The organism is Streptomyces sp. NPDC018031 (genome assembly GCF_044327625.1).
Classification (GTDB): domain Bacteria; phylum Actinomycetota; class Actinomycetes; order Streptomycetales; family Streptomycetaceae; genus Streptomyces.
The window spans coordinates 723835-745415 of record NZ_JBIRFT010000001.1; the positions used below are offsets into that span (position 1 = coordinate 723835).

19 protein-coding genes are annotated in these 21581 nt (G+C 72.9%); 13 read left to right on the forward strand and 6 right to left on the reverse strand.

The genetic code is table 11. From position 1 onward, the window contains the following. Positions 1-177: 177 nt before the first annotated feature. Positions 178-1854, forward strand: a complete 1677-nt coding sequence (locus tag ACH4B3_RS03090; protein WP_398460961.1) for a fumarate hydratase — start codon at positions 178-180, stop codon at positions 1852-1854. Between the two features lie 167 nt (positions 1855-2021). After that, a complete protein-coding gene (locus tag ACH4B3_RS03095) occupies positions 2022-2567 on the forward strand; it encodes a GrpB family protein (protein ID WP_398460962.1) in 546 nt (181 codons plus the stop codon). A 123-nt stretch (positions 2568-2690) separates the two neighbouring features. Here the strand turns inward: ACH4B3_RS03095 and bla are convergent, their stop codons facing one another. Next, entirely contained in the window at positions 2691-3626 is a 936-nt protein-coding gene (bla, locus tag ACH4B3_RS03100) for a class A beta-lactamase (protein WP_398460963.1), read from the reverse strand. Positions 3627-3790: 164 nt separating this feature from the next. Here bla and ACH4B3_RS03105 point away from each other — a divergent pair, with 164 nt between their 5' ends. Together ACH4B3_RS03105 and ACH4B3_RS03110 are read left to right on the forward strand one after the other, a co-directional pair. Then, positions 3791-4681 (forward strand): LysR family transcriptional regulator, encoded by an 891-nt coding sequence (locus ACH4B3_RS03105; RefSeq protein WP_398460964.1) that lies wholly within the window; start codon positions 3791-3793, stop codon positions 4679-4681. Beyond that, a complete protein-coding gene (locus tag ACH4B3_RS03110; RefSeq protein WP_398460965.1) occupies positions 4678-5580 on the forward strand; it encodes a serine hydrolase in 903 nt (300 codons plus the stop codon). The genes ACH4B3_RS03105 and ACH4B3_RS03110 overlap by 4 nt, the downstream gene beginning before the upstream one ends. Before the next feature lie 34 nt (positions 5581-5614). On the opposite strand, the gene ACH4B3_RS03115 is transcribed toward ACH4B3_RS03110, so the two are convergent. After that, positions 5615-6133, reverse strand: a complete 519-nt coding sequence (locus ACH4B3_RS03115) for an SMI1/KNR4 family protein (RefSeq protein ID WP_398460966.1) — start codon at positions 6131-6133, stop codon at positions 5615-5617. Between the two features lie 311 nt (positions 6134-6444). Between ACH4B3_RS03115 and ACH4B3_RS03120 the strand changes: the two genes are divergently transcribed. The 3 genes from ACH4B3_RS03120 (at position 6445) to ACH4B3_RS03130 (ending at position 11860) form a co-directional block, all read left to right on the forward strand. Continuing rightward, positions 6445-7899 carry an amidohydrolase family protein gene (locus tag ACH4B3_RS03120; protein WP_398460967.1) on the forward strand — a complete coding sequence of 485 codons (1455 nt, stop codon included), beginning with the start codon at positions 6445-6447 and terminating at the stop codon, positions 7897-7899. A gap of 275 nt (positions 7900-8174) precedes the next feature. Then, entirely contained in the window at positions 8175-9827 is a 1653-nt protein-coding gene (locus tag ACH4B3_RS03125; protein WP_398460968.1) for an ABC-F family ATP-binding cassette domain-containing protein, read from the forward strand. Positions 9828-10024: 197 nt separating this feature from the next. Then, positions 10025-11860 carry an acyl-CoA dehydrogenase gene (locus tag ACH4B3_RS03130; RefSeq protein ID WP_398460969.1) on the forward strand — a complete coding sequence of 612 codons (1836 nt, stop codon included), beginning with the start codon at positions 10025-10027 and terminating at the stop codon, positions 11858-11860. Here ACH4B3_RS03130 and ACH4B3_RS03135 read toward each other — a convergent pair. Together ACH4B3_RS03135 and ACH4B3_RS03140 are read right to left on the reverse strand one after the other, a co-directional pair. Further along, positions 11857-12042, reverse strand: a complete 186-nt coding sequence (locus ACH4B3_RS03135) for a hypothetical protein (RefSeq protein ID WP_398460970.1) — start codon at positions 12040-12042, stop codon at positions 11857-11859. The genes ACH4B3_RS03130 and ACH4B3_RS03135 overlap by 4 nt on opposite strands. Further along, positions 12039-12299, reverse strand: coding sequence for a hypothetical protein (locus ACH4B3_RS03140; protein ID WP_398460971.1), 261 nt, complete (start codon positions 12297-12299; stop codon positions 12039-12041). The genes ACH4B3_RS03135 and ACH4B3_RS03140 overlap by 4 nt, the downstream gene beginning before the upstream one ends. 183 nt (positions 12300-12482) lie before the next feature. On the opposite strand from ACH4B3_RS03140, the gene ACH4B3_RS03145 reads away from it, so the two are divergent. Continuing rightward, the gene (locus ACH4B3_RS03145; RefSeq protein WP_398460972.1) at positions 12483-13334 is read left to right on the forward strand and encodes a helix-turn-helix domain-containing protein; all 852 of its coding nucleotides are present in this window, start codon (positions 12483-12485) and stop codon (positions 13332-13334) included. Further along, complete coding sequence (locus ACH4B3_RS03150) at positions 13313-13609, forward strand: DUF397 domain-containing protein (RefSeq protein ID WP_398460973.1); 297 nt, start codon at positions 13313-13315, stop codon at positions 13607-13609. Before ACH4B3_RS03145 ends, ACH4B3_RS03150 begins: the two co-directional genes overlap by 22 nt. 82 nt (positions 13610-13691) lie before the next feature. Here the strand turns inward: ACH4B3_RS03150 and ACH4B3_RS03155 are convergent, their stop codons facing one another. After that, the gene (locus tag ACH4B3_RS03155) at positions 13692-15266 is read right to left on the reverse strand and encodes a S8 family peptidase (RefSeq protein WP_398460974.1); all 1575 of its coding nucleotides are present in this window, start codon (positions 15264-15266) and stop codon (positions 13692-13694) included. A 396-nt stretch (positions 15267-15662) separates the two neighbouring features. Here ACH4B3_RS03155 and ACH4B3_RS03160 point away from each other — a divergent pair, with 396 nt between their 5' ends. From ACH4B3_RS03160 to ACH4B3_RS03170, 3 genes are read left to right on the forward strand one after another with little or no spacing between them, the layout of a single operon-like run. Next, entirely contained in the window at positions 15663-16004 is a 342-nt protein-coding gene (locus tag ACH4B3_RS03160; protein ID WP_398460975.1) for a hypothetical protein, read from the forward strand. Then, entirely contained in the window at positions 16004-17530 is a 1527-nt protein-coding gene (locus ACH4B3_RS03165) for a C2 family cysteine protease (RefSeq protein WP_398460976.1), read from the forward strand. The genes ACH4B3_RS03160 and ACH4B3_RS03165 overlap by 1 nt, the downstream gene beginning before the upstream one ends. Further along, positions 17527-18387, forward strand: coding sequence for a DUF6406 domain-containing protein (locus ACH4B3_RS03170; RefSeq protein ID WP_398460977.1), 861 nt, complete (start codon positions 17527-17529; stop codon positions 18385-18387). The genes ACH4B3_RS03165 and ACH4B3_RS03170 overlap by 4 nt, the downstream gene beginning before the upstream one ends. Before the next feature lie 72 nt (positions 18388-18459). Here the strand turns inward: ACH4B3_RS03170 and ACH4B3_RS03175 are convergent, their stop codons facing one another. Continuing rightward, complete coding sequence (locus ACH4B3_RS03175; protein ID WP_398460978.1) at positions 18460-20004, reverse strand: ricin-type beta-trefoil lectin domain protein; 1545 nt, start codon at positions 20002-20004, stop codon at positions 18460-18462. A gap of 108 nt (positions 20005-20112) precedes the next feature. Between ACH4B3_RS03175 and ACH4B3_RS03180 the strand changes: the two genes are divergently transcribed. Continuing rightward, positions 20113-21522 carry a class II fumarate hydratase gene (locus tag ACH4B3_RS03180; RefSeq protein WP_398460979.1) on the forward strand — a complete coding sequence of 470 codons (1410 nt, stop codon included), beginning with the start codon at positions 20113-20115 and terminating at the stop codon, positions 21520-21522. Positions 21523-21581: the final 59 nt, after the last annotated feature.

Genomic DNA, 21581 nt, shown 5'->3' on the forward strand with positions numbered 1-21581 from the left:
GCGCCAGCGTAGCGAAACGCGATAGATCGCGACAGTGCCCGCGGCGGCCGGACCTCGCCCGCGGGAGCCGGCGTCAACTGAGTCTTACCTCACCCGCACACCCACCGGCCCGCGCTCTACGCTGGTGGACGCTGTCATCGATGCCAGCACCCGTCTGTTGAGTAAGGAATGGGCGAAATGCCGGAGTTCGCGTACACCGATCTGCTCCCCCTGGGGGAGGACACCACCCCGTACCGCCTGGTGACCTCCGAGGGCGTGAGCACCTTCGAGGCGGACGGCCGTACGTTCCTGAAGGTGGAGCCGGAGGCGCTGCGCAAGCTGGCGGCCGAGGCGATCCACGACATCCAGCACTACCTCCGGCCCGCGCACCTGGCCCAGCTCCGCAAGATCATCGACGATCCGGAGGCGTCCGCCAACGACAAGTTCGTCGCGCTGGACCTGCTGAAGAACGCCAACATCGCGGCCGCCGGCGTGCTGCCCATGTGCCAGGACACCGGCACCGCGATCGTCATGGGCAAGCGCGGCCAGCAGGTGCTCACCGCGGGCGGCGACGAGGAGGCCCTCTCCCGGGGCATCCACGACGCGTACACCGAGCTGAACCTGCGGTACTCCCAGATGGCCCCGCTGACCATGTGGGACGAGAAGAACACCGGCTCCAACCTGCCCGCCCAGATCGAGCTGTACGCGACCGACGGCGGCGCGTACAAGTTCCTCTTCATGGCCAAGGGCGGCGGCAGCGCCAACAAGTCCTTCCTCTACCAGGAGACCAAGGCCGTCCTCAACGAGGCGAGCATGATGAAGTTCCTGGAGGAGAAGATCCGCTCGCTGGGTACGGCCGCCTGCCCGCCGTACCACCTGGCCATCGTGGTCGGCGGCACCAGCGCCGAGTACGCCCTGAAGACCGCCAAGTACGCCTCCGCGCACTACCTGGACGAGCTGCCGGAGTCCGGCTCCCCGCTCGGCCACGGCTTCCGCGACAAGGAGCTGGAGGAGAAGGTCTTCGAGCTGACCCAGAAGATCGGCATCGGCGCGCAGTTCGGCGGCAAGTACTTCTGCCACGACGTGCGCGTGGTCCGCCTCCCCCGGCACGGCGCCTCCTGCCCGGTGGCCATCGCCGTCTCCTGCTCCGCCGACCGCCAGGCGGTCGCGAAGATCACCGCCGAGGGCGTCTTCCTGGAGCAGCTGGAGACCGACCCGGCGCGCTTCCTGCCGGACACCACCGACGAGGAACTGACGAAGGGCGCGGGCCCGGACCTCGACGCGGTCTCCATCGACCTCAACCAGCCGATGGAGGACATCCTCGCGGAGCTGACCCGGCACCCGGTCAAGACCCGCCTGTCGCTGACCGGCACCCTGGTCGTGGCCCGCGACATCGCGCACGCCAAGATCAAGGAGCGGCTGGACGCGGGCGAGGGCATGCCGCAGTACCTCAAGGACCACCCGGTCTACTACGCGGGCCCGGCGAAGACCCCGGAGGGCTACGCCTCCGGCTCCTTCGGCCCGACCACGGCCGGCCGGATGGACTCCTACGTCGAGCAGTTCCAGGCCGCCGGCGGTTCCAGGATCATGCTGGCCAAGGGCAACCGCTCCCAGCAGGTCACCGACGCCTGCGCCGCGCACGGCGGCTTCTACCTCGGCTCGATCGGCGGCCCGGCGGCCCGCCTGGCCCAGGACTGCATCAAGAAGGTCGAGGTCCTGGAGTACGAGGAGCTCGGCATGGAGGCGGTCTGGAAGATCGAGGTGGCGGACTTCCCGGCGTTCATCGTCGTCGACGACAAGGGCAACGACTTCTTCACCGATCCGGGCCCGGCCCAGCCGTTCGTGACCAGCATCCCGGTGCGCCCCGGCGCCTGACCGGCGCTGCCGGTCCGGGGCCCGCGCGGGGCCCCGGCCCGGCATGGTCGCCCCCGGCCTGCGGGGCGGCGTGCCGCCCGCCCGGCGGCACCGGCCACCGGCCCAGGCCACGGCCCCGCGTGCCCCGGCGAGGCCACGGCCGCGGAGAGCGTGGGACACTCCCCCGCATGGGAGACCCCGTCGAGATCGTGCCTTACGACCCTGCCTGGCCGGCGCTGTTCACCGAGTGGGGCACGGGCCTGCGGGCGGCTCTCGGTGATGTCGCGGCGCGTATCGACCACATCGGGTCCACCTCAGTACCCGGGCTGGCGGCCAAGCCGGTGATCGACATCCAGATCTCCGTGGCATCGCTGGAGCCGGCGGACGCGTTCCTGGGGCCGCTCACCGGCATGGGTCTGGTGTACCGGGCGGACAATCCGGAGCGGACCAAGCGGTACTTCCGGGAGCCTCCCGGCGAGCGCCGGACGCATGTGCACGTGCGGCAACTGGGCAGCTTCTCCCAGCAGTTCCCGCTGCTGTTCCGCGACTACCTCCGTGACCACCCGGCTGCCGCGACCGGGTACGCGGCAGCAAAACGGCGCTACGCGGCCGAGTTCCGCCACGACCGTCCCGGCTACGTCCGGGCGAAGGACGCCTGCGTGTGGGAGGTCATCCGGCGCGCTGACGCCTGGGCCCAGCGCACCGGCTGGAGCCCCGGTCCCAGCGACGTCTGAACCCTGCCGCCGGAGCTCGGCCGGAGCCCTGGGTCGCCGGGGTCACCGAGGTCCACCGCCGATGCCGGTCCGGTGGGGCCCCCGGGGGGCCGGGGCGGTGCCGGGTGCGGTGGTCGCGGCGGGTCAGGACAGGGCGCCGGCGACCGCGGTCGCGGCCCGCGCGATCAGCCTGTCGTCGGGCTCGGCGTCCTTCCGGGCGCGGTTCGACAGGATCGCCATCACGATGGGCGCGCGGTCCGGGGGCCACACCACGGCGATGTCGTTGCGGGCGCCGTGATGGCTGCCGGTCCCGGTCTTGTCGCCGACCACCCAGCCCTCGGGCACCCCGGCCCGGATCAGCCCGGCTCCGGTGACGTTGGTCTTCAGCCACCGGGTCAGCTGGGCGCGCTCGTCCTCGCCGAGGACGTCGCCGAGGACGAACGCGCGCAGGTCCCCGGCGATCGCCCGGGGGGTGGTGGTGTCCCGCGTCTCGCCCGGGACCCACCGGCTCAGCTCGGGCTCCCGGCGCTCCATCCGGGTGGTGTCGTCGCCGAGTTCCGCGAGTACGGCGTCCAGGCCCCGGGGCCCGCCGAGCGCGTCGAACAGCAGGTTGGCCGCGGTGTTGTCGCTGAAGCGGACGGCGGCCTCGCACAGGTCCCGCAGGCTCATCCCGGTGCCGAGGTGCCGCTCGGTCCTGGGCGAGTGGGCGACCAGGTCGTCCCGGGAGTACCTGACCACCTCGTCCATGCCGTCCAGCCGGTACCGGCGCAGCACGGCACCGGCGGCCAGCGCCTTGAAGGTGGAGTTGTAGGCGAAGCGTTCGCCGTCCCGGTAGGCCACCTCGCGGCCGGTCCCGGTGTCGACGGCGTAGACGCCGAGCCGGGCGTCGAACTCCCGCTCCAGGTCCCGGAACTCGCGGACGTGACGCTTCGCGTCGCCGGCCGGGGTGGTCGGCGCGGGGGACGACACCGCCGGGGTGGCGGCGGCCGGTGACGCGTCCTGGCCGCAGGCCGCGAGCGGGACGAGGACGAGCGCGGCGAGCGTCCCGCCGAGGGCGCGCCGGACACGGCTGTGCTGCATGGTCCAAACCTCCGGGCGCCCCGGCCGGGGCGCGTAGGGGGCGGGGCGGCCAGGCCCCGCCCGGTGTGCGGTCATGGGTGCCGGGATCACCTTCCCCCCGCGGCGGTCATGCGGACCAATACGCTTCGGGCCTGTTCCATGCCGATCCGTCATAGAGTGCGGTCGTGGATCTGGTCGGAGCGTGCCGGGCGTTCGTCAGCGTCAGCGAGCGCGGGAGTTTCACCGTCGGGGCGGCCGCCGCCCGGATGTCCCAGCCGGTGGCCAGCCGTCGGGTCGCCGCGCTGGAGGAGCACTTCGGCGAGCCGCTGTTCGAGCGCACCTCGCGGCGCGCCGTCCTGACCCCTTTCGGCCGGGACCTGCTGCCGGCGGCCAGGCAGTTGGTGGAGGCGGCCGACGCGCTGCTGCACGAGGCGGCGGCGGCCGGCCGCAAGCCGTGGCGGCTGGCGGTGCCCGGGGTCTGCGCCACGGCCGATCTCGCCCGGCTGGTCGCCGGGGCCCGGGAGCACGGGGTCACGCTCGAACTCCGGGTCGCCGGGCCGGCCCGGCGCGCCGAGATGGTCCACGCCCAGCAGGTGCGCGCCGCCCTGCTCGCGGTGCCGGCGGACGAGGCGGCCTGGTCGGTGCCGCTCGGGCTGGCCGGGGTCCGGGATCCCGGCGTGAAGCGGGTCTACCTGGAGACCCTGCGGCTGGGCCGGGCCTCCCCCGGCCCGGCCCGCCGGGTCTGGCTGCAACCGGAGGACGACGTGCCGCACATCCGCGATCCGCTGACCCGGCTGCGGGACGCGGTGGGCCTGCGGCCCGCGCAGCTCGTCGTCGCGGGCGACCTCACGACGGCCGCGGCGGAAGTGCTGTGCTCGGACGACCTGCTGCTGTGTTCCCCCGCCCAGGCCGGGGAACTCGCGCTGTGCTGGCGGCCGGTGGGGGAGGTCACGCTCAGCCGGGGGTACGCCCTCGCCGCCGCGGCGGCCGGCAACCCCGGGCCGCTCCGGGCGCGCCTGGGCGGCGCCATCGCCCGCTGCCTGCACGCGGGGACGGCCGGCGGAGGGCCGGCGTGAGCGACGGTGCGCTGCTGCGCGAGATGCGGCGGCTGCTGCGCGACGGCGGACTCCGCGGCTGCCTGCTCGTCCGGGACCTGCACACCGGGGAGGAGCTCGGCATCGACCCGGACACCCAGCTGCCCGCCGCCTCGCTGGTCAAGGTTCCGCTGGCGGTGGCGACGGCGGAACGCATCCGGCGGGGCGAGCTGGACGGGGCGGCGGCGCTCGAGGTGCCGCCCGGGCGGATCACCACCCCCGGCCCCACCGGGCTGAGCCGGTTCCGCCACCCGGCCCGGATCGCCGTCGACGACCTGCTCTACCTGAGCACCTGTGTGAGTGACGGTACGGCCGCCGACGCGCTGTTCGGCCTCACCCCGCCCGCCGGGGTCACCCGGATCCTCCAGGAGTTCGGCCTGCGCGGCGTCACCGTCCGGCACACCATGGCCGAGCTGACCGACACCCCGGTGGAGCGCTTCGACGCCGCGCAGGCGCACCTGGCGCACGCCCTGGCCATCGACGCCGGTACCAGCGGCCGGGGGCACCGGGTGCCGCAGCTGGACACCACCCGCGCCAACACCGGCAGCGCCCGCGCCTGGGTCGACCTGCTCCAGGCGCTGTGGACGCCGTCGGCGGTGCCTCCGGAGGTCGCCGGGCGGGTGCGCGGGCTGATGGCCCACCATGTGCTGCGGCACCGGCTCGCCCCCGACTTCAGCTCCGACTCCGCCACCTGGTCGGCGAAGACCGGCACGCTGCTCAACCTCCGGCACGAGATCGGCGTGGTGGAGCACTCCGACGGCCAGGCGTTCGCGATCGCGGTGCTCACCGAGTCGCTCGTTCCGGCCAGTGCGCAGCCGGGTGCGGACGCCCTGATGGCGCAGGTCGCGCGCACCCTCCGCGATCACCTCCGGCAGCGCTGACCGGGCGTGCCGCCGGGCCCGGCGGGCCGCGGGGTCAGCCGATGGGCCGGTAGAAGGGCCCGTCCGGCGCGAAGTTGCGCGCGCACACCGTGACGTCGCGGCCTTCGAGGTAGGCCAGCAGCCAGGCGGAGAACGTCATGTCGTGTTCCACGTAGCCGCCTTCGTCGTGCTCCACCACGCCGATCCGCCAGTCCTGGTGGCCGGCCGCCGGGATCCGGAAGAACACCGTCTCGCCCGAGGAGCTGCTGCCCCAGGGGAGCAGTTCCCCGGGGGCGGAACCCACGGGGTGCGGCGGGGCGAACTCCTCGGGGGCGTCGGCCCATGCGTCGAGGTCGCCCAGGATGGCGCGGCGCAGGTTGGCGGGCTCGGCGGCGGGGTGGGCGAACCACAGCTGGTTGTTGACGACGATGGGCCCGTAGGCGTCCACGAAGGTGCGGTAGTCCTGGGGGAAGCGCATTCCCAGCTCGGCCTCCAGATCGAGCCACGGGGCGGGGTCGGACCAGTGGAACCGGGGTTCGCCGAGCAGTTCCACGATCTTCTTCACAGCGGTCACGCGCCTTCCTGAGCTGTCCTGAACCGTCCGGTGCCGTCGGGCCTGTCGGTTGTCGTCGGTCGTCGGTTGCCGTCGGTTGCCGTCGGTTGCCGTCGGTTGCCGTCCGGCGGTGAGGGTATCGCCGGGCGCCGGGCCCGGATCCGGTGCCCGGCGGGCCGCCCCTTTTCGTCCGGTGCCGTCCGGGTCGGCCACGTCCTTCCCGAACCGCCCGGACCACCCGGACCCTCCCACTACTCCATATGACGGAATTCATTTTCCGTTGACTGGAATTAGTCGTGTGTGGCTGGAGTTACCCGCGGTACAACACCGCAATGATCCCCACGACTCCCCCTACCGCGGCCCCCACTGCCGTCACCCCTCGCTCCACCATCCCGGCACCCAGCCGCCGTACCCTGCTCGCCGGAATCGGCAGCGTCCCCCTGGCAATGGGCGCGACCGCCGCGGCCCCGCGTCCCGGCACCGGCACCGCCGCGGCCGGCCGGGCGCCCACCACCCTGCTCCGCGGCGCCGAACTCGTCCTGACCATGGACCCCGCCCTCGGCGAGGGCGACCTGGGCCTGCTGGAGCGCGCCGACGTCCTGATGCGGGACGGGAAGATCGCCGCGGTCGGCCGGCGGCTGTCCGCGCCGCCCGGCGCCCGGGTGGTCGACGTCGCCGGGATGCTGGTGCTGCCCGGCTTCGTGGACCTCCACAACCACCTGTGGCAGTCCAGCATCCGCGGCGGCTGCGCCACCCAGGACCTGTACGGGTGGCTGGGCGGCTGCAACCGGGTCACCCTCCCGAAGATCGGCCCCAAGGACATGTACCGCTTCGTCCGCCTCGCCGCGCTCGACGCGCTGCAGGCCGGGGTGACCACACTGGTGGACTGGGTGCATCCCATCCCCTTCGCCACCAGCGAGCAGTACATCCGCGCCCTGGACCACTCCGGGCTGCGCTTCGTGTACGCCATGGCCCAGGGCATCGAGGACCTGGACCTGATCCCCCGGGTGAAGAAGGAACTCCTGGACCCGCTGCCGCTCGCGTCGGCCCAGGTGTCGGTGCACGCGGGGATGCCCGCCGTCAACCAGCTGCGCCGCTTCCACGAGGTCGCCCGCGACCTCGGCGTGATGCTCAACTCGCACGTGCTGGAACACCGCGACGACCGCGCCCAGGACCCCATCCGCTCGCTGCGCACGGTGGGCGCGTTCGGCCCGGACCTGCTCATGAACCACGCGATCCACCTCACCGACGAGGAGCTGGACCTGGTCGCCGGGCACGATGTCCGGGTGGCCCACTGCCCGCTCAGCAACATGCGGCTGGCCTCCGGCATCATCCGCCTCCCCGAGCTGCACCGGCGGGGGGTGAAGGCCGGGCTCGGGCACGACGGCGGGACCAACGACACCTCCGACATGTTCAACGTGATGAAGGCCGCCGTGGGACTCCAGCGCGCCCTGCACCAGGACGCCGAGGTGCACCCGACGATCCCGGCGGTGCTGCGGATGGCGACGCTCGGCGGCGCCGAGTGCGTCCACCTCGCCGACCAGGTGGGTTCACTGACCCCCGGCAAGCGGGCGGACGTCGTGGTCCTCGACCCGGGCACCCTCAACTTCGCGCCGCGGTTCGACTGGGTCAGCCAGATCGTGCTCAACGGCCAGCCGCCGAACGTCAGTCGGGTGTACGTCGACGGGCGGGTCCGGAAGGCCCGCGGCGAACTGGTGGACGTGGACACCGCCGAGGTGGTCCGGGAGGCGGAGCTGGCCGCCGCCCACGTCCGCGAGGCCGGCTGAGGCCCCGGCGCACCCCGCAGGGCCGCCGCGGGTGACGCCCCCGGCGGCCCGGCACCGGGCGGGGCGCCGACGCGGTTGCTACAGTTGACGGGCAGCCTTCGTGGACGAGGGAGTGACCGACATGGTGAGTGACGACGACATCTCCGGGTGATACCGGAAGTGACCAGCCGCGGGACCGGACGCAGTAGCGCCGCCGCGGCCGTCCCGTCGTTCCCTCAGCCCCCTTCCCGGTGCGGGTTCCCCACGCGTACCCGCGGCACCCACGAGGTCCCACCATGTCCGATGCCTTCATCACCTGTTCCCACCTCTCCTTCTCCTGGCCCGACGACGACCCCGTCTTCCAGGACCTCTCCTTCACCGTCGGCGGCGGCAGCACCGGCCTGGTCGCACCGAACGGAGCCGGCAAGAGCACCCTGCTGAAGCTGATCGCCGGCCGGTACCGGCCCGGCGGCGGCACGGTGACCGTCCAGGGCGTGCTCGGCTACCTGCCGCAGAGCCTGCCGTTCACCGGCGACCTGTCGGTGGCCGAGGTCCTGGGCGTCGCCCCGGTGATCCGGGCCCTGGACGCCATCGAGTCCGGCGACACCAGCGAGGAGCACTTCGCCACCATCGGCGACGACTGGGACGTCGAGGAGCGCACCCGGGGCCAGCTGGACCGGCTCGGGCTGGCGGACGTCTCCCTCACCCGGCCGCTCCGCAGCCTCAGCGGCGGGCAGGTCGTCTCACTGGGGCTGGCCGCCCAGCTGCTGAAGCGGCCGGACGTGCTGCTGCTCGACGAACCGACCAACAACCTCGATCTCGACGCCCGCCACCGGCTCTACGCCGCGCTGGAGGACTGGCGCGGCTGCCTGCTGCTGGTCAGTCACGACCGGGAGCTGCTCGACCGGATGGACCGGATCGCCGAACTCGACCGGGGCGACATCCGGTTCCACGGCGGGAACTTCACCTCCTACCAGGATGCCGCGCAGTCCGCCCGGGAGGTCGCCGAGCGGAACGTCCGCAACGCCGAGCAGGAACTCAAGCGGGAGAAGCGGGAGATGCAGCAGGCCCGGGAGCGGGCGGAGCGCCGGGCGGGGAACGCGGCCCGCAACCTGAAGAGCGCGGGGCTGCCCAAGATCTTCGCCGGGACGATGAAACGCGGCGCCCAGGAGGCGGCGGGCAAGTCGCACCAGACGCACGCGGCCCGTGTCGACGACGCCCGGGACCGGCTCGACGAGGCGGGGCGCGCCCTCCGCGACGAGCAGCGGATCGTCCTGGAACTCCCCGGCACCGAGGTACCGGCCGGCCGCACGCTGTTCACCGGCGAACGGATGCAGGTCCGCTACGGGGACCGGCCGCTGTTCGCCGGCGAGGGCGCGGACCTGACCGTCCGGGGGCCCGAACGGATCGCCCTGACCGGACCCAACGGGGCCGGGAAGTCCACGCTGCTGCGGATGCTCAACGGCGAGCTGACGCCGGAGGGCGGCTCGGTCCGGCGGGCCGCCGGCCGGACCGCGTACCTGTCCCAGCGCCTGGACCTGCTGGACGCCGAGCGCACGGTGGCGGAGAACCTCATCGCCTTCGCGCCGGCCATGGCCGACGCGCAGCGGATGCACCTGCTGGCCCGCTTCCTGTTCCGGGGGCCGCGCGCCCAGCTGCCGGTCGGCGCGCTGTCCGGCGGCGAGCGGCTGCGCGCCACGCTGGCCTGCGTGCTGTACGCCGAGCCGGCCCCGCAGCTGCTGCTGCTGGACGAGCCGACCAACAACCTCGACCTGGTCAGCGTCGGGCAGCTGGAGAGCGCGCTCAACGCCTTCCGGGGGGCCTTCGTGGTGGTCAGCCACGACGAGCGCTTCCTCGCCGGGATCGGGGTGGACCGCCGGCTCCGGTTGGCCGACGGACGGCTGCTCGCGGCGGACGCCCCGCCGGAGCCCGACGGGCCGGGCCGGTAGGGAGGAGCCCCGCGCGCCCCGGGGCGAGCGGCTTCGCGTCCCGGGCGGGAGCCGGGGGGCGGCGCAGGCGGAGGGCCGGTCGGGGGCGCACGTCCCGTGCGGGCGGGGGCGCGTGCAAGGCGCGCATCCTAGCGCCCCCCTCACCTGCTGTACAGGACATGACACGGTACGTGGTGTTCGCCGGTAGCCTCCGGCCGGTGAACCCCACTTCGATCACCGCCCTCGGGCCCGAGACCGTCGCCGCGCTCACCGACGCGCTGTTCGACGAGAACTTCGAGCGCGTGCACGCCCCGTGGCGCAAGCTCTTCGGGACGGCACCCTTCCACTGGCGGGAGGGCCTGTCCTACGAACAGCGGAGCGCGCTGTCCTACGAGCGCTTACGCCTGGTCAACGCCTCCCTCGGGTCCGTCGACGCGCTGGTGGACGACATCCACGCCCTGACCGCCCTGCACGAGTGGGCCGCGCCGGTGGACAGCGGCCTGGTCACGGCCGCGGGCATCCACTACAACCTCTTCCTGGGCAGCGTGCTGGACCAGGACCCCGCGGACGAGCGCACCGGCCACCTCGCGGCGCTGCTCTCGATGCGCCGCACGGGGACGTTCCTGTGCACCGAGCTCGGTCACGGCAACGGCGCGGTGCGGCTGGAGACCACCGCCACCTTCGACCCGTCGACCGGCGGCTTCCGGCTGCACACCCCCACCACCGCCGCACAGAAGTTCATGCCGAACACCGGCTCCGTCGGCGGCCACAAGTCCGCGGTGGTGGCGGCCCGCCTCATCGTCGGCGACCGGGACGAGGGGGTGTTCCTCTTCCTCACCCCGCTCCACGACGAAGAGGGAAAACCGCTCACGGGGATCACGGTCCGGCGGCTCCCGGAGAAGACCGGCAGCCCCCTCGACCACTGCCTCACCTCCTTCGACCGGTTCCCGCTGCCCCGGTACGCGCTCCTGGAGGGCGAGCACGGCCGGCTTCGGCCGGACGGCACGCTCGCCGCCGCGACGGGCAACCGTCGCAAGCGGTTCCTGCACGCCATCCGCAGGGTCACGGAAGGCAAGCTGTGCATGGCCGCGGCGAGCCTGGGCGGCGCCCGCAGCGCGCTCGCCACGGCGCTCCGCTACGGGCACACCCGGCACACGGTGGGCATGACACCGGGGCGCAGCCTGCCGCTGTCCGCGTACCGCAGCCACCACGCCCGGCTGCTGGACGCCCTGGCCACCCTCTACGCGGCCACCCTGTGGCACCGCCGGGTGGTCCGGCGGTGGGCGGCGCACGAGGCCGCCGACCGCGAGGAGTGCGAGCGCCTGGCCGCCGTCGCCAAGGGATGGATCACCTGGCAGGTCCGGGACATCGTGACCGAGTGCCGGGAACGGTGCGGCGCCCAGGGGCTGTTCCGGATCAACGGGATGGCCGACCACTCGGCGATCAACGAAGGGGCGATCACCGCGGAGGGCGACAACCTGGTGGTCTGGGCGAAGGCCGGGGGTGAGATGGCCATCGGCCACTCCGCGCCCCCGGCGAGCGCCGTGCCCCCTGGGGACCGGCGGCTGGACCAGCCCGGGTTCCTTCAGGATCTGCTGGCCGACACCGAGCGGATCTGGCACCGCCGGGCCGGGGAGCGGCTGCGCGGCGGACCGGCCCGCGACCCGCTCGCCCGCTGGAACACCGCGGCGGACGCGGCCCTGGAGCTGGTCGCCGCCTACGCCCGCCGCCAGGCCGCCGCCTCGCTGCTCGCCGCCGCCGAGCACACCGAGGACGACCGCGCCCGGCAGGTGCTGTTCCTCCTGCACCGGCTGTTCGCGCTCCGCGCGGTCGCGGTACACAGCGGCGACCTGCTGGCGGAGGAACGGATGACGAGCGGCCAGGTACGCGCACTCCACGGGGCGGCCGAAGCCGTCCTGGACGAACTCGCGCCCCTGGCACCCTCCCTGGCCGGGACGCTGGCCGTGTCCGAGGACATCCTGCTGACGTATCCGATAGCCCGGGAGGACCACGTCACCGCGTTCGCCGACGCGGCGCGCGAAGAGCCCGCCTAACGGTCACGGCACCGGGGGCAGGCGCAGGGCGGGTACGCGTGCGACATCAGCGGCGGCAGCTCGTCACCGGGCCGGTACTCGATCCTGGGCCCACGCTCCAGCACCGTGCCGTCACCGGCGATCCGGTACACCGCCAGGGTCAGCAGCGGGCTGTCCTCCCCCACCGGGTGCGCGGGGTTCACCGGGTCCGCCCGTCCTGGCCCCGGGTGGCGACGCGGTACGCGGGGGCCAGGGCGATGGCGTATCCGCCCACCGGCGGGGCGACCTCCCAGCCGCGCCCCGGGGAGGCCGGATGCCGCGGCGGATCCCACGGCACGAGCAGGATCACGCGGGACGCGGCCGGGCAGGTGTGGCCGGCGCCGGTCGCTCCCCGGTGCCGGCCCGCCGGGGTGAGGAAGTGCCGTACGCACGCGAGGCAGCGGGCGATAAGGTCGAACACGTCATCAGCTCCTCTCTCTTGGCTGATGGCCACGCCCCGGGGCCGGTGCCACGGCCGCCGGGGTCTCCAGCCACACACGAGTGGTCGATCACTCCGAGTGTCCCCATCGTGACCGTCCCGGTCGTACGCTCACCAGGGAGAAGGCGTCCCGGTGTCGCCAACGGGACAAGGAGAGGTGGGCCGATGACGTTCCAGCCGCATGAACTCTCGCCGGGTCGCTCGGTGCGTGACCTGTTCGGCGCGGAGATGCGCCACCACCGGGAGAAGGCGGGCCTGTCGCTGAGACGGCTGTCGGAGGTGCTGAAGTACAGCAAGTCCCAGCTCGCGCGGTACGAGGCGGCGGACTCCCTGCCGTACGACGACCTGCCGGGAATGCTGGACGCGTGCTTCGGCACGGACGGGCTCTTCGCCCGGCTGCACGAGGCGGCGAAGAGGGAGCCGTTTCCGGGGAAGTACCGGCGGGTGATGGACATCGAGAGCCGGGCCATCGTCATCGAGGAGTACTCGGGCGGCGCGGTACCTGGCCTGCTCCAAACCTCGGATCTGGCGGAGTGCTGGCTGCGCTGTGGACGGCCACACGCGCCCGAAGCAGAGACCAAGGCGATGGTGAAGAGCAGAATCGACCGGCAGGTACGGCTGCAAGGCCCTAAGCCACCGCGTTGCTGGTTCATCGTTGATGAAGCGGTCCTGCGTAGGCCAGTTGGCGGCCCCGAGGTGATGCGCCGACAAATGGCGTCCCTGATCGAGCGCGGGACGCAGTCGCACATCACCCTCCAGGTGCTGCCTTTCCTGGCAGGCGAACATCCACAAGTGCTCGGCGGCTCACTGACTCTGTACACGCTGCCCGGACAAGCGGCCGTCGCATACGAGGAAAGTGCCCGCTCCAGCACGATTCTTGAGGACCACGACCACGTCATGGAGTGCCGGGAGTCGTACGATCTGCTCAGGGCCATGGCTCTGCCGCCCCGGGACTCCGAGGCGGTGATCAGAACAGCGATGGAGGACTGGACGCGATGCGACCCACCCCGGACCTGAGCGGAGCTGCCTGGCGCAAGAGCAGCTACACCAACGCCGACGGCGGAAACTGCGTCGAGATCGCTGAAGGCTTCCCCGGTGCGGCCCATTGGCGCAAGAGCAGCCACAGCAATGCGGACGGCGGCGAATGCGTCGAGGTCGCCGACGGCTGCGAAGGTCTCGTCCCGGTCCGGGACAGCAAGGACCCGTACGGTCCCGCCCTCATATTCTCGGCCTCCTCCTGGTCGGCGTTCATAGCCGGGGTGAAGGCCGGCGAGTTCACGCCCGGGGCGTGACCTCCGGCTGAGTGAACGGGCCGGACCGGGGTGCGGCGCGAGGCGTCCCGGCGGGGGACCCGGAGTCCCCCGCCGGGACGGTTCAGCGGACCGCGTCGAGCGCGTTGACCACGCCGTGGCCGTAGAAGCCGTTGCGCTGCTTGGGCCCCTCGCAGACCGCGTCGACCACGCCGTCGTTGTTGCCGTCGTAGGTCTCCGGGCAGACCTGCTCGTCGGCCTGGTGCCGCAGCAGGCTCTCGATCCGGGCCGGGCTCGCGCCCGGGTGGCGGGACTTGAGCAGCGCGGCCACGCCGGAGACGTGCGGGGCGGCCATCGAGGTGCCCTGCATGTAGCCGTGGCCGCCGCCGGGCAGGGTGGAGAGCACCCGCCCGTTGGCGTCCGGGGTGTCCGGCAGCTGGCGGGCGTCGCCGCCGGGGGCGGAGACGTCGATGACGCCGTGGCCGTAGTTGGAGTACGAGGCCTTCTTCAGGGTGACGCCGACGGAGGAGACCGTCACCACGCCGGGCAGCATCTCCGGGGCGATGGGGCACTCGGCCGGGTCGACCCTGCGTTCGGCGGGGGTGGAGTCGTCCGGGCTGGACGGGTCCACCACCTCGTCGGCGGCGAGGTCGGTGTTGGTGTTGTGGGCGCTGGCCACGTTCACCACGCCCTTGCCGCGCGCGTACCGGATGGCCCGGTTGGTCGCCTCGACCAGGGCCCGCTGGTCGGCGTCCGACAGGCAGTTGAAGTACCAGGGGTCGGAGTAGTAGCTGTTGTTGGTGATGTCGATGCCGTGCTCGGCCGCCCAGACGAAGCCGCACACCACGGACTCGGTGTAGAACAGGTCGGTCTTGGGGTCGGAGACCTTGATGGCGGCCAGTTTGACGCCCGGTGCCACGCCCGCCACGCCGACGCCGTTGCGGGCCGCGGCGATGGTGCCCGCGACGTGGGTGCCGTGCGCGGCCTCCGGGGTGTAGGGACGCCAGGCTCCCGGGGAGCTGTCCGGCTTGCCGCCCACGCAGTTGGCGGACTGGGCGGCGGAGAAGTTGGGGGCGATGTCCGGGTGGGTGTCGTCCACACCGGTGTCGATGACGCCGACGGTGACCCGGCGGCTGCCGTCGTCGATGGCGTGGGCGCGGTCGGCGCCGATCAGCCGCATGTCCCACTGGTTGGGCTCCAGCGGCTCCTGGCCGGGCTTCGCGGCGGCGGCGCTGCGGGCCGCCGCGGCCGGGGCCAGCGGCTGGGTCTCGCCGACGTTCGCGGTGGCGGACGGGGCGAGCGGCGCGGTGCGGGTCGCCCCGGCGCTCTGCACCCCGCGCACCGCGCGTATCCGCTCGGCGAAGCGCGGCTCCGCCGAGTGCGCGACGATCACACCGATCTGGTCGTAGGCGATGACCACGGTGCCGCCGGCCTCGGTGATGGCGCGCTGGACGGCCTGCGAGCTCTTGGGAGAGACGTTGACGACGTAGCTCAGCACGCCGGCGCCCTCGGTGGCCGCGGTCCGGGGCGTGGCCTCGGCGGCCGCGGCGGAGACGTGCGGCAGCACGGCGAGGGAGGTGGCGGCCGTGAGCGCGAGGGATGCGGCGAGCAACCGGCGCGGTCGGGACCCGGCCGCGGAGAGCGACCGCGGACCGCGCGGGGCGGTGGCCGTGGCGCGTCTGGAACCAAGCTGAGCCATGGGGTGAGGACTCCACTTCATCCGGATACGGAGCAGCCCGGACACATCAGGTGGTGCTCGGGCGGAGACATGACCGTAGATCAGGGTGAAGCTATCCCCCGGTGTCATCGGCCAGCAATGGTCCAGGCCCGGAAAACCGAACGGGCGGACGGTGGTTCACCCGGTGCGGGCCGGCCCTCACCCGGCGTGTCCGCCGCCACCGGACACCGCCGGGGCGGCCACGGCCGGCCGACGACGCGGTGGCCGGAACCGGCCGGTCGCCCCGGTCGCCCCGGTCGGCAAGCGGCGGCACCGGGCGACACCGGGGGAAATCGGCCGCCCGACCCCGGCGCGATACGTGTGACTAGCATGTGCATGCAGAAAATGCCGTACCGCACGCGGGAACACGGGGGAAACATGCCGCCTGGCGAGAAGCCGGACGAGACGCCTGCACAGATGAAGAAGCGAGCCGAGGACCTGCGCGCCTGCGCGCGCAAGGCCCGCACGGCGTCCAAGGCGCTGGGGCCCATGCTGGACGGGCCCGCCAAGAAGGCCCAGCAGTCGAATCCGGCCATCTGGAAGGGCCCGTACGCCGAGCGGTCCACCCAGGCGCTCACCCAGCGCAAGGGGCAGCTGAACCGCATGGCGGCGGCGCTCCTGCACGACGCGAGCCGCTGGGAGGCCGAGGCCACTCGCCTCGACACCGAGGCCCAGAAGGCCGAGAAGGCGAAGAAGAACCAGCCGGGCGGGGACAACTGATGGCATTCCGGGGCTTCGACGTCACCCAGATCCACGCCCTGGCCGGCGACCTCGGCAAGGTGAGCGGCTCCGCCCTGGGCGTGCACCGCGCGGTCGCCGCGGTGCTCACCGAGGCACAGGGCCTGCTGAAGGGCAAACCGGCCACCACCGACCCGCTGCTGGCGCCGCTCGTCGGCCAGGAGGACCCCCGGGGGCCCCTTCTTCCGAACCCCTTCGGGCCGGGCATCCCGATCGGCCCGCTCCATCTGCCGGGTGCGCTGGAACCGGAACTCTCCGCGATGGCGGGCTCCATGAAGCGCCGCTGCCGGCAGCTGGAGGCGGCGAAGGACCTGATCGACCAGGGGTACCGCATCGATTCCACGATGCTCTTCCTGGACGAGAAGGCCGCGAACGAGAAGAACGTCACCAAGGCGATCGACGCCATGAAGGGCCTCGACGGCAAGGAGTTCGGCAGCAACGGCAACCGGGACGACCTGGAGAAGGTCGCCAAGACGCTGGACGGGCTGACGGCGGCGGAGCTGGACGCGTTCTTCGACAAGGTCCCGGCCGCCGACCTGAAGAGGTACAACGACCTGGTCAACGACACCGACAGCGGGTGGATGACGTTCTGGCAGGACAACGGCCTGCCGGAAGGCGACCGGCGGGACCACTTCAGCCGCATCCTGGCCCGGGTGGGCCCCACCCACTGGGACAAGGTCAAAGCGGCGTTCCCCAGCGTCCAGCCCGGGTTCACCACCACCGACGTCTACCTGGACGGCCAGAACTCGCAGTCCGGTGAGAAGAGCGCCGGCATCAAGTGGGGCATGCCGACCGACCCGATGTTCAAGGACGGGGTGTCCGGCAACGACGTCGGCCAGGGCACCTTCGCCGACTGCTGGTACATCGCCTCCCTCGCGGCCACCGCGCAGGCCGATCCGAAGTTCATCCAGGAGGGGCTCAAGCAGAACCCCAACGGAACGGTCGACGTCCGCATCTGGGACAAGGACGGGAAGTTCCACTGGGTCACGGTCACCCCGGACCTGCCGGTGGACGAATCCGGGAGCCCGGTGTCCGCGTACGGAAACGGTGAGACCTGGCCCGCGTACTACGAGAAGGCCTTCGCGCTGATGTACGCGGGGGACAAGGGGGGCGCGCCCGACGGGCGGGACGGCGACGACCGCTACGACCGCGCGGAGCGCGGCAGCTACGGCGCGACGGAATGGGACTTCAACGAGAAGGCGCCCCCGTACCTCACCGGGAAGGACTCCGAGGGGATCGACAACGACCTCGGGGACATCAAGAACGCCTTCGAGTCGGGCCGCCCGGTGATCGTCAGTACCGGAAGCGGCGACGGCATGGACGAGAAGGGCAAGCAGCTGTGGGGGGACACCTTCTCCACCCGGCACGTGTACTACGTGAAGGGCTTCAAGGACGGCAAGATCCTGCTGGGGAATCCATGGGGCTCGAACTACGCGACCATCGAGGCGACGCCGGAGCAGTACAAAGAGTTCTTCGGCGACCCGCAGGCGCTCCAGGTGCCCAAGTGAAGGCGGCGCGCTACGTCGCGGTGCTGGGTGCCGCGCTGCTGGCGGCCGGCTGCGGGGGGTCCGGGCAGTCGTCGGACGCCCGGCAGGACGACGACCACCGCTCCAGGACCCCGGCCTCGTCGCCCTCCTCGTCCTCCTCGTCCTCCTCGTCCCCGGCCTCGTCCCCGGCCCGGGAGCCCGCTCCGCCGCGTGACAAGGGCCCACGGTGCGACGGCGAGGACACCTCCAGCGGTCTGCGCGTGCTGCGCGGCGGCGCCGCCCGGCTGCCCGGGGGCGGCGCCCTGATGTACCGGGAGGCGCGCGCCGACGGGACCTCCCGGGAGGCCGTGCTGGCCGAGGGGGAGACCCCGGCCCAGGCGCAGGACGGCCGCTCCTGGACGGTGCGGTCCGGAGGACGCCTCACCGTCGGCGGCCGCCCGTACACGGTCACCCAGATCTGCGCCTACCGTGTGGTCCTCACGCCGGGCGGCAAGCCCGCCAAGACGACTCCCCCGCACCAAGGAGATGACGTGAACACCTGGCCGAGCACGGTGGACGGCCGCTGGCGGCTGCGCTGGCACGTCCCGCACACCCGGCGCGTCGGGGAGAGCCTCAGCGTGGTCGTGCGGACGCTGCGCACCGACCCGGCGCGCGCCGACATCAGTGTGGTGGCGGACGGGCTGACGGTCGCCAGCTACGAGCACCTCCGCCCCGGGGACACCGTCGAGATCGCCGGCCGGCTCTGGCGGGTCTCCGCCGTCGAGGCCGGGAACACCGAGGCGGACGCCGGCTCGGCGGACTTCGAGGCCGGCTATGTCGACCTCCAGCGGATCGACCCGGGCGAAGACGGCTCGGACGGCTCGGACGCCTCCGGCTGACCGCGCCGGCATGGCGTGCGGACGGGCCCTCCCCCGGCGGGGAGGGCCCGTCCGTACATCCGGGTGTGGCCGCTACGCGAAGCGCTGGGCGGCCGAGCCGTCACACGACTGGAGGCGTACCGGGTCCTTCGGGGCGCTCAGGGTCAGGCACAGCTGAGGCGCGGCCGTGGGCCGGATGGTGCCGCCGGTGCGGGTGAACTTCTGGTGCGTACCGCCGTGGCAGTCCCACAGGACCAGGGCGGTGCCGGGGGTGTACCGGCCCTCGGGCACGTCCACGCAGCGGTCCTGGGACAGCGCGGTGTGCAGCGAGCCGCGTGCCGGGTCGTACCACCAGTCCTGGTTGCGGCCGCCGTGGCAGTCCCAGCCGCCGATCGCCGTGCCGTTGCGGCTGGCGGCCCCGGTGGCGTCCGCGCAGGTCCCGGTCGCCTCACCGCGAAGTGGCCGGAAAGCGTCGTCCCAGGCGCCCGGGAAGAGCAGCGGCTTGCCGGTGGAGTTCACGTCCGCGCAGCTCGCCTCGCGCAGCGAGGAGTTGTAGAGCTGGGTGAGGCAGGACGCGAACGCGGCGTGGCCACGGGCGTTGGGGTGGAAGGACTGCCGCACGGAGTTGGCGTCCGGCGGGAACGGGTTGCTCAGGTCCACGTAGAGGCCGCGGGCCCAGGCGTCCTCGGAGCAGACCTCGTGGCCGTGGAAGAGGCGGGAGTTGTCCAGGTAGACCGCGCCGGTGCTGCGGGCGACCTGCCGCATGCCGCGTTCGAAGGCCGGGACGGCGCTGTTGCGGCCCCAGCCCGAGTCGGAGGTGTAGCCGGTGCAGCCGCCCGGGATCTTGCCGGGGAAGTCCGGGTTGTCCTCGAAGTCGGGGCCGATGGGGCTGGGGTAGCCCATCACGACGAGTTTGTAGTCGCCGTCCGCGTACCCGGCGCCGCGCATCACCGTGCGCAGGTCCCGCACGGTGGCCTCCACCTTGGGCACCAGCGCGTCGACCCGGGCCTGCCAGCCGGGGGCGTACTTCGGCTCGCAGGTGCCCTGGAGGGTGAACCAGCGGGTCACGCAGTCGGTCATCACCGGTCCGAACTGCAGGTCGTCGTTGGCACCGGCGACCAGCAGCACCATCTTGACCCTGGTGTTGCGGGCCTTGACGGCGAGGTTGTCGCTCTGCACCAGCTCGTCGGCGTACTGCTTGCTGCCGCCGATCCGGATGTTGCCGGTGTACGCACCGGAGCAGGCGACGTTGTAGGTGACGTCGGCGGCGATGCCGGTGCGGTGCACGGCGGCGTCCGGCGAGCGGTGGCACCAGTTGTCGGGGCCGTTGGTGCCGGGCTCGTAGGTCCCCACGCCCTCGCCGGAGATCTCGCTGTCGCCGAGCGAGACCAGCGAGGTCTGGCGCTGGTCGAGGGGGCGTACGGCCGCGTCGCCGTAGAGCTTCACGGCCTCCGCGGCACGGACCTTCTCCAGCTCGGCCGGGAGGGGGGTGACCGCGGTGGTGCCGGAGGCGGTCCGGGGGTCGGGGGTGGGGGTGTCGGCGGTGGCCGCGGGGGCCGCGGTGAGCACGCCGCCGAGGGCTGCCGCGCAGGCCGCGGCCACCAGGGTGGAGCGCACGCGCTGTCTTCTCCGATGCATGGTGCCTTCCCGGTGTCGGTGTCAACTCGGGTATTTACTGGCAGGTAGCGGTGGTTGGGAACACATCGAACAAGACAAAAGCTCAACTTTTTGCGGAGGTTGACCACGATGACCGGTCCGAACGAAGCGGCCGACGCCGGGTTGCGGGTGGAGCACGACTCGATGGGCGAGGTCCTGGTGCCCGCCCACGCCAAGTGGCGGGCGCAGACCCAGCGCGCGGTGGAGAACTTCCCGGTGAGCGGGCAGCGGCTGGAACGCGCGCACATCGCGGCGCTGGGGCAGATCAAGGCCGCCGCGGCGAAGGTGAACGCCGGCCTGGGGGTGCTGGACCAGGACGTCGCGGACGCCATCCGGGAGGCGGCGGCCGAGGTGGCCGACGGGCGGTGGGACGACCACTTCCCGGTGGACGTCTTCCAGACCGGCTCCGGCACGTCCTCCAACATGAACTCCAACGAGGTCATCGCCACCCTCGCCACCGAGCGGCTGGGCCGTGAGGTCCACCCCAACGACCATGTCAACGCCAGTCAGTCGTCCAACGACGTCTTCCCGTCCTCGGTCCACATCGCCGCCACCGCGGCCGTCACCGGCGACCTGATCCCCGCGCTGGACCATCTCGCCGAGGCCCTGGAGCGGAAATCGGCCGAATTCGCGGAGGTGGTGAAGTCCGGCCGGACCCATCTGATGGACGCCACCCCGGTGACCCTGGGGCAGGAGTTCGGCGGCTACGCCACCCAGATCAGGTACGGCGTGGAGCGGCTGCGTGCCGCGCTCCCCCGGCTCGCGGAACTCCCGCTGGGCGGCACCGCCGTCGGCACCGGGATCAACACCCCGCCCGGGTTCTCCACCGCCGTGATCTCCGAGGTGGCGCGGGCCACCGGGCTGCCGCTCACCGAGGCGCGGGACCACTTCGAGGCGCAGGGCGCGCGGGACGCGCTGGTGGAGACCTCCGGCCAGCTGCGCACCATCGCGGTCGGCCTCACCAAGATCTGCAACGATCTGCGCTGGATGTCCTCCGGCCCGCGGACCGGGCTGGCCGAGATCGCGCTGCCGGACCTCCAGCCGGGCTCGTCGATCATGCCGGGCAAGGTGAACCCGGTCATCCCGGAGGCGGTGCTGATGGTGGCGGCCCAGGTCACCGGGAACGACACGACGATCGCCTGGGCCGGCGCGGCCGGCAACTTCGAGCTGAACGTGATGATGCCGGTGATGGCCAAGAACCTGCTGGAGTCCGTCCGGCTGCTGGCCAACGCCTCCCGCCTGCTCGCCGACCGGACGGTGGACGGGATCACCGCGAACGCCGAACGCGCCCGCGAGTACGCCGAGTCCTCCCCCTCGGTGGTGACCCCGCTCAACCGGTACATCGGGTACGAGGAGGCGGCACGGGTGGCGAAGAAGTCGCTGGCGGAGCGGAAGACCATCCGGCAGGTGGTGCTGGAGTCGGGCTACCTGGAGCAGGGCCTGCTCACCCCGGAGGAGCTGGACCGGGCACTGGACGTGCTGCGGATGACGCACCCCTGAGCCGGTCGCCGGCGGGTCCGCCGCCGCCCGGGCGCGGCGGCGCCGGGGGCCCCTGGCGC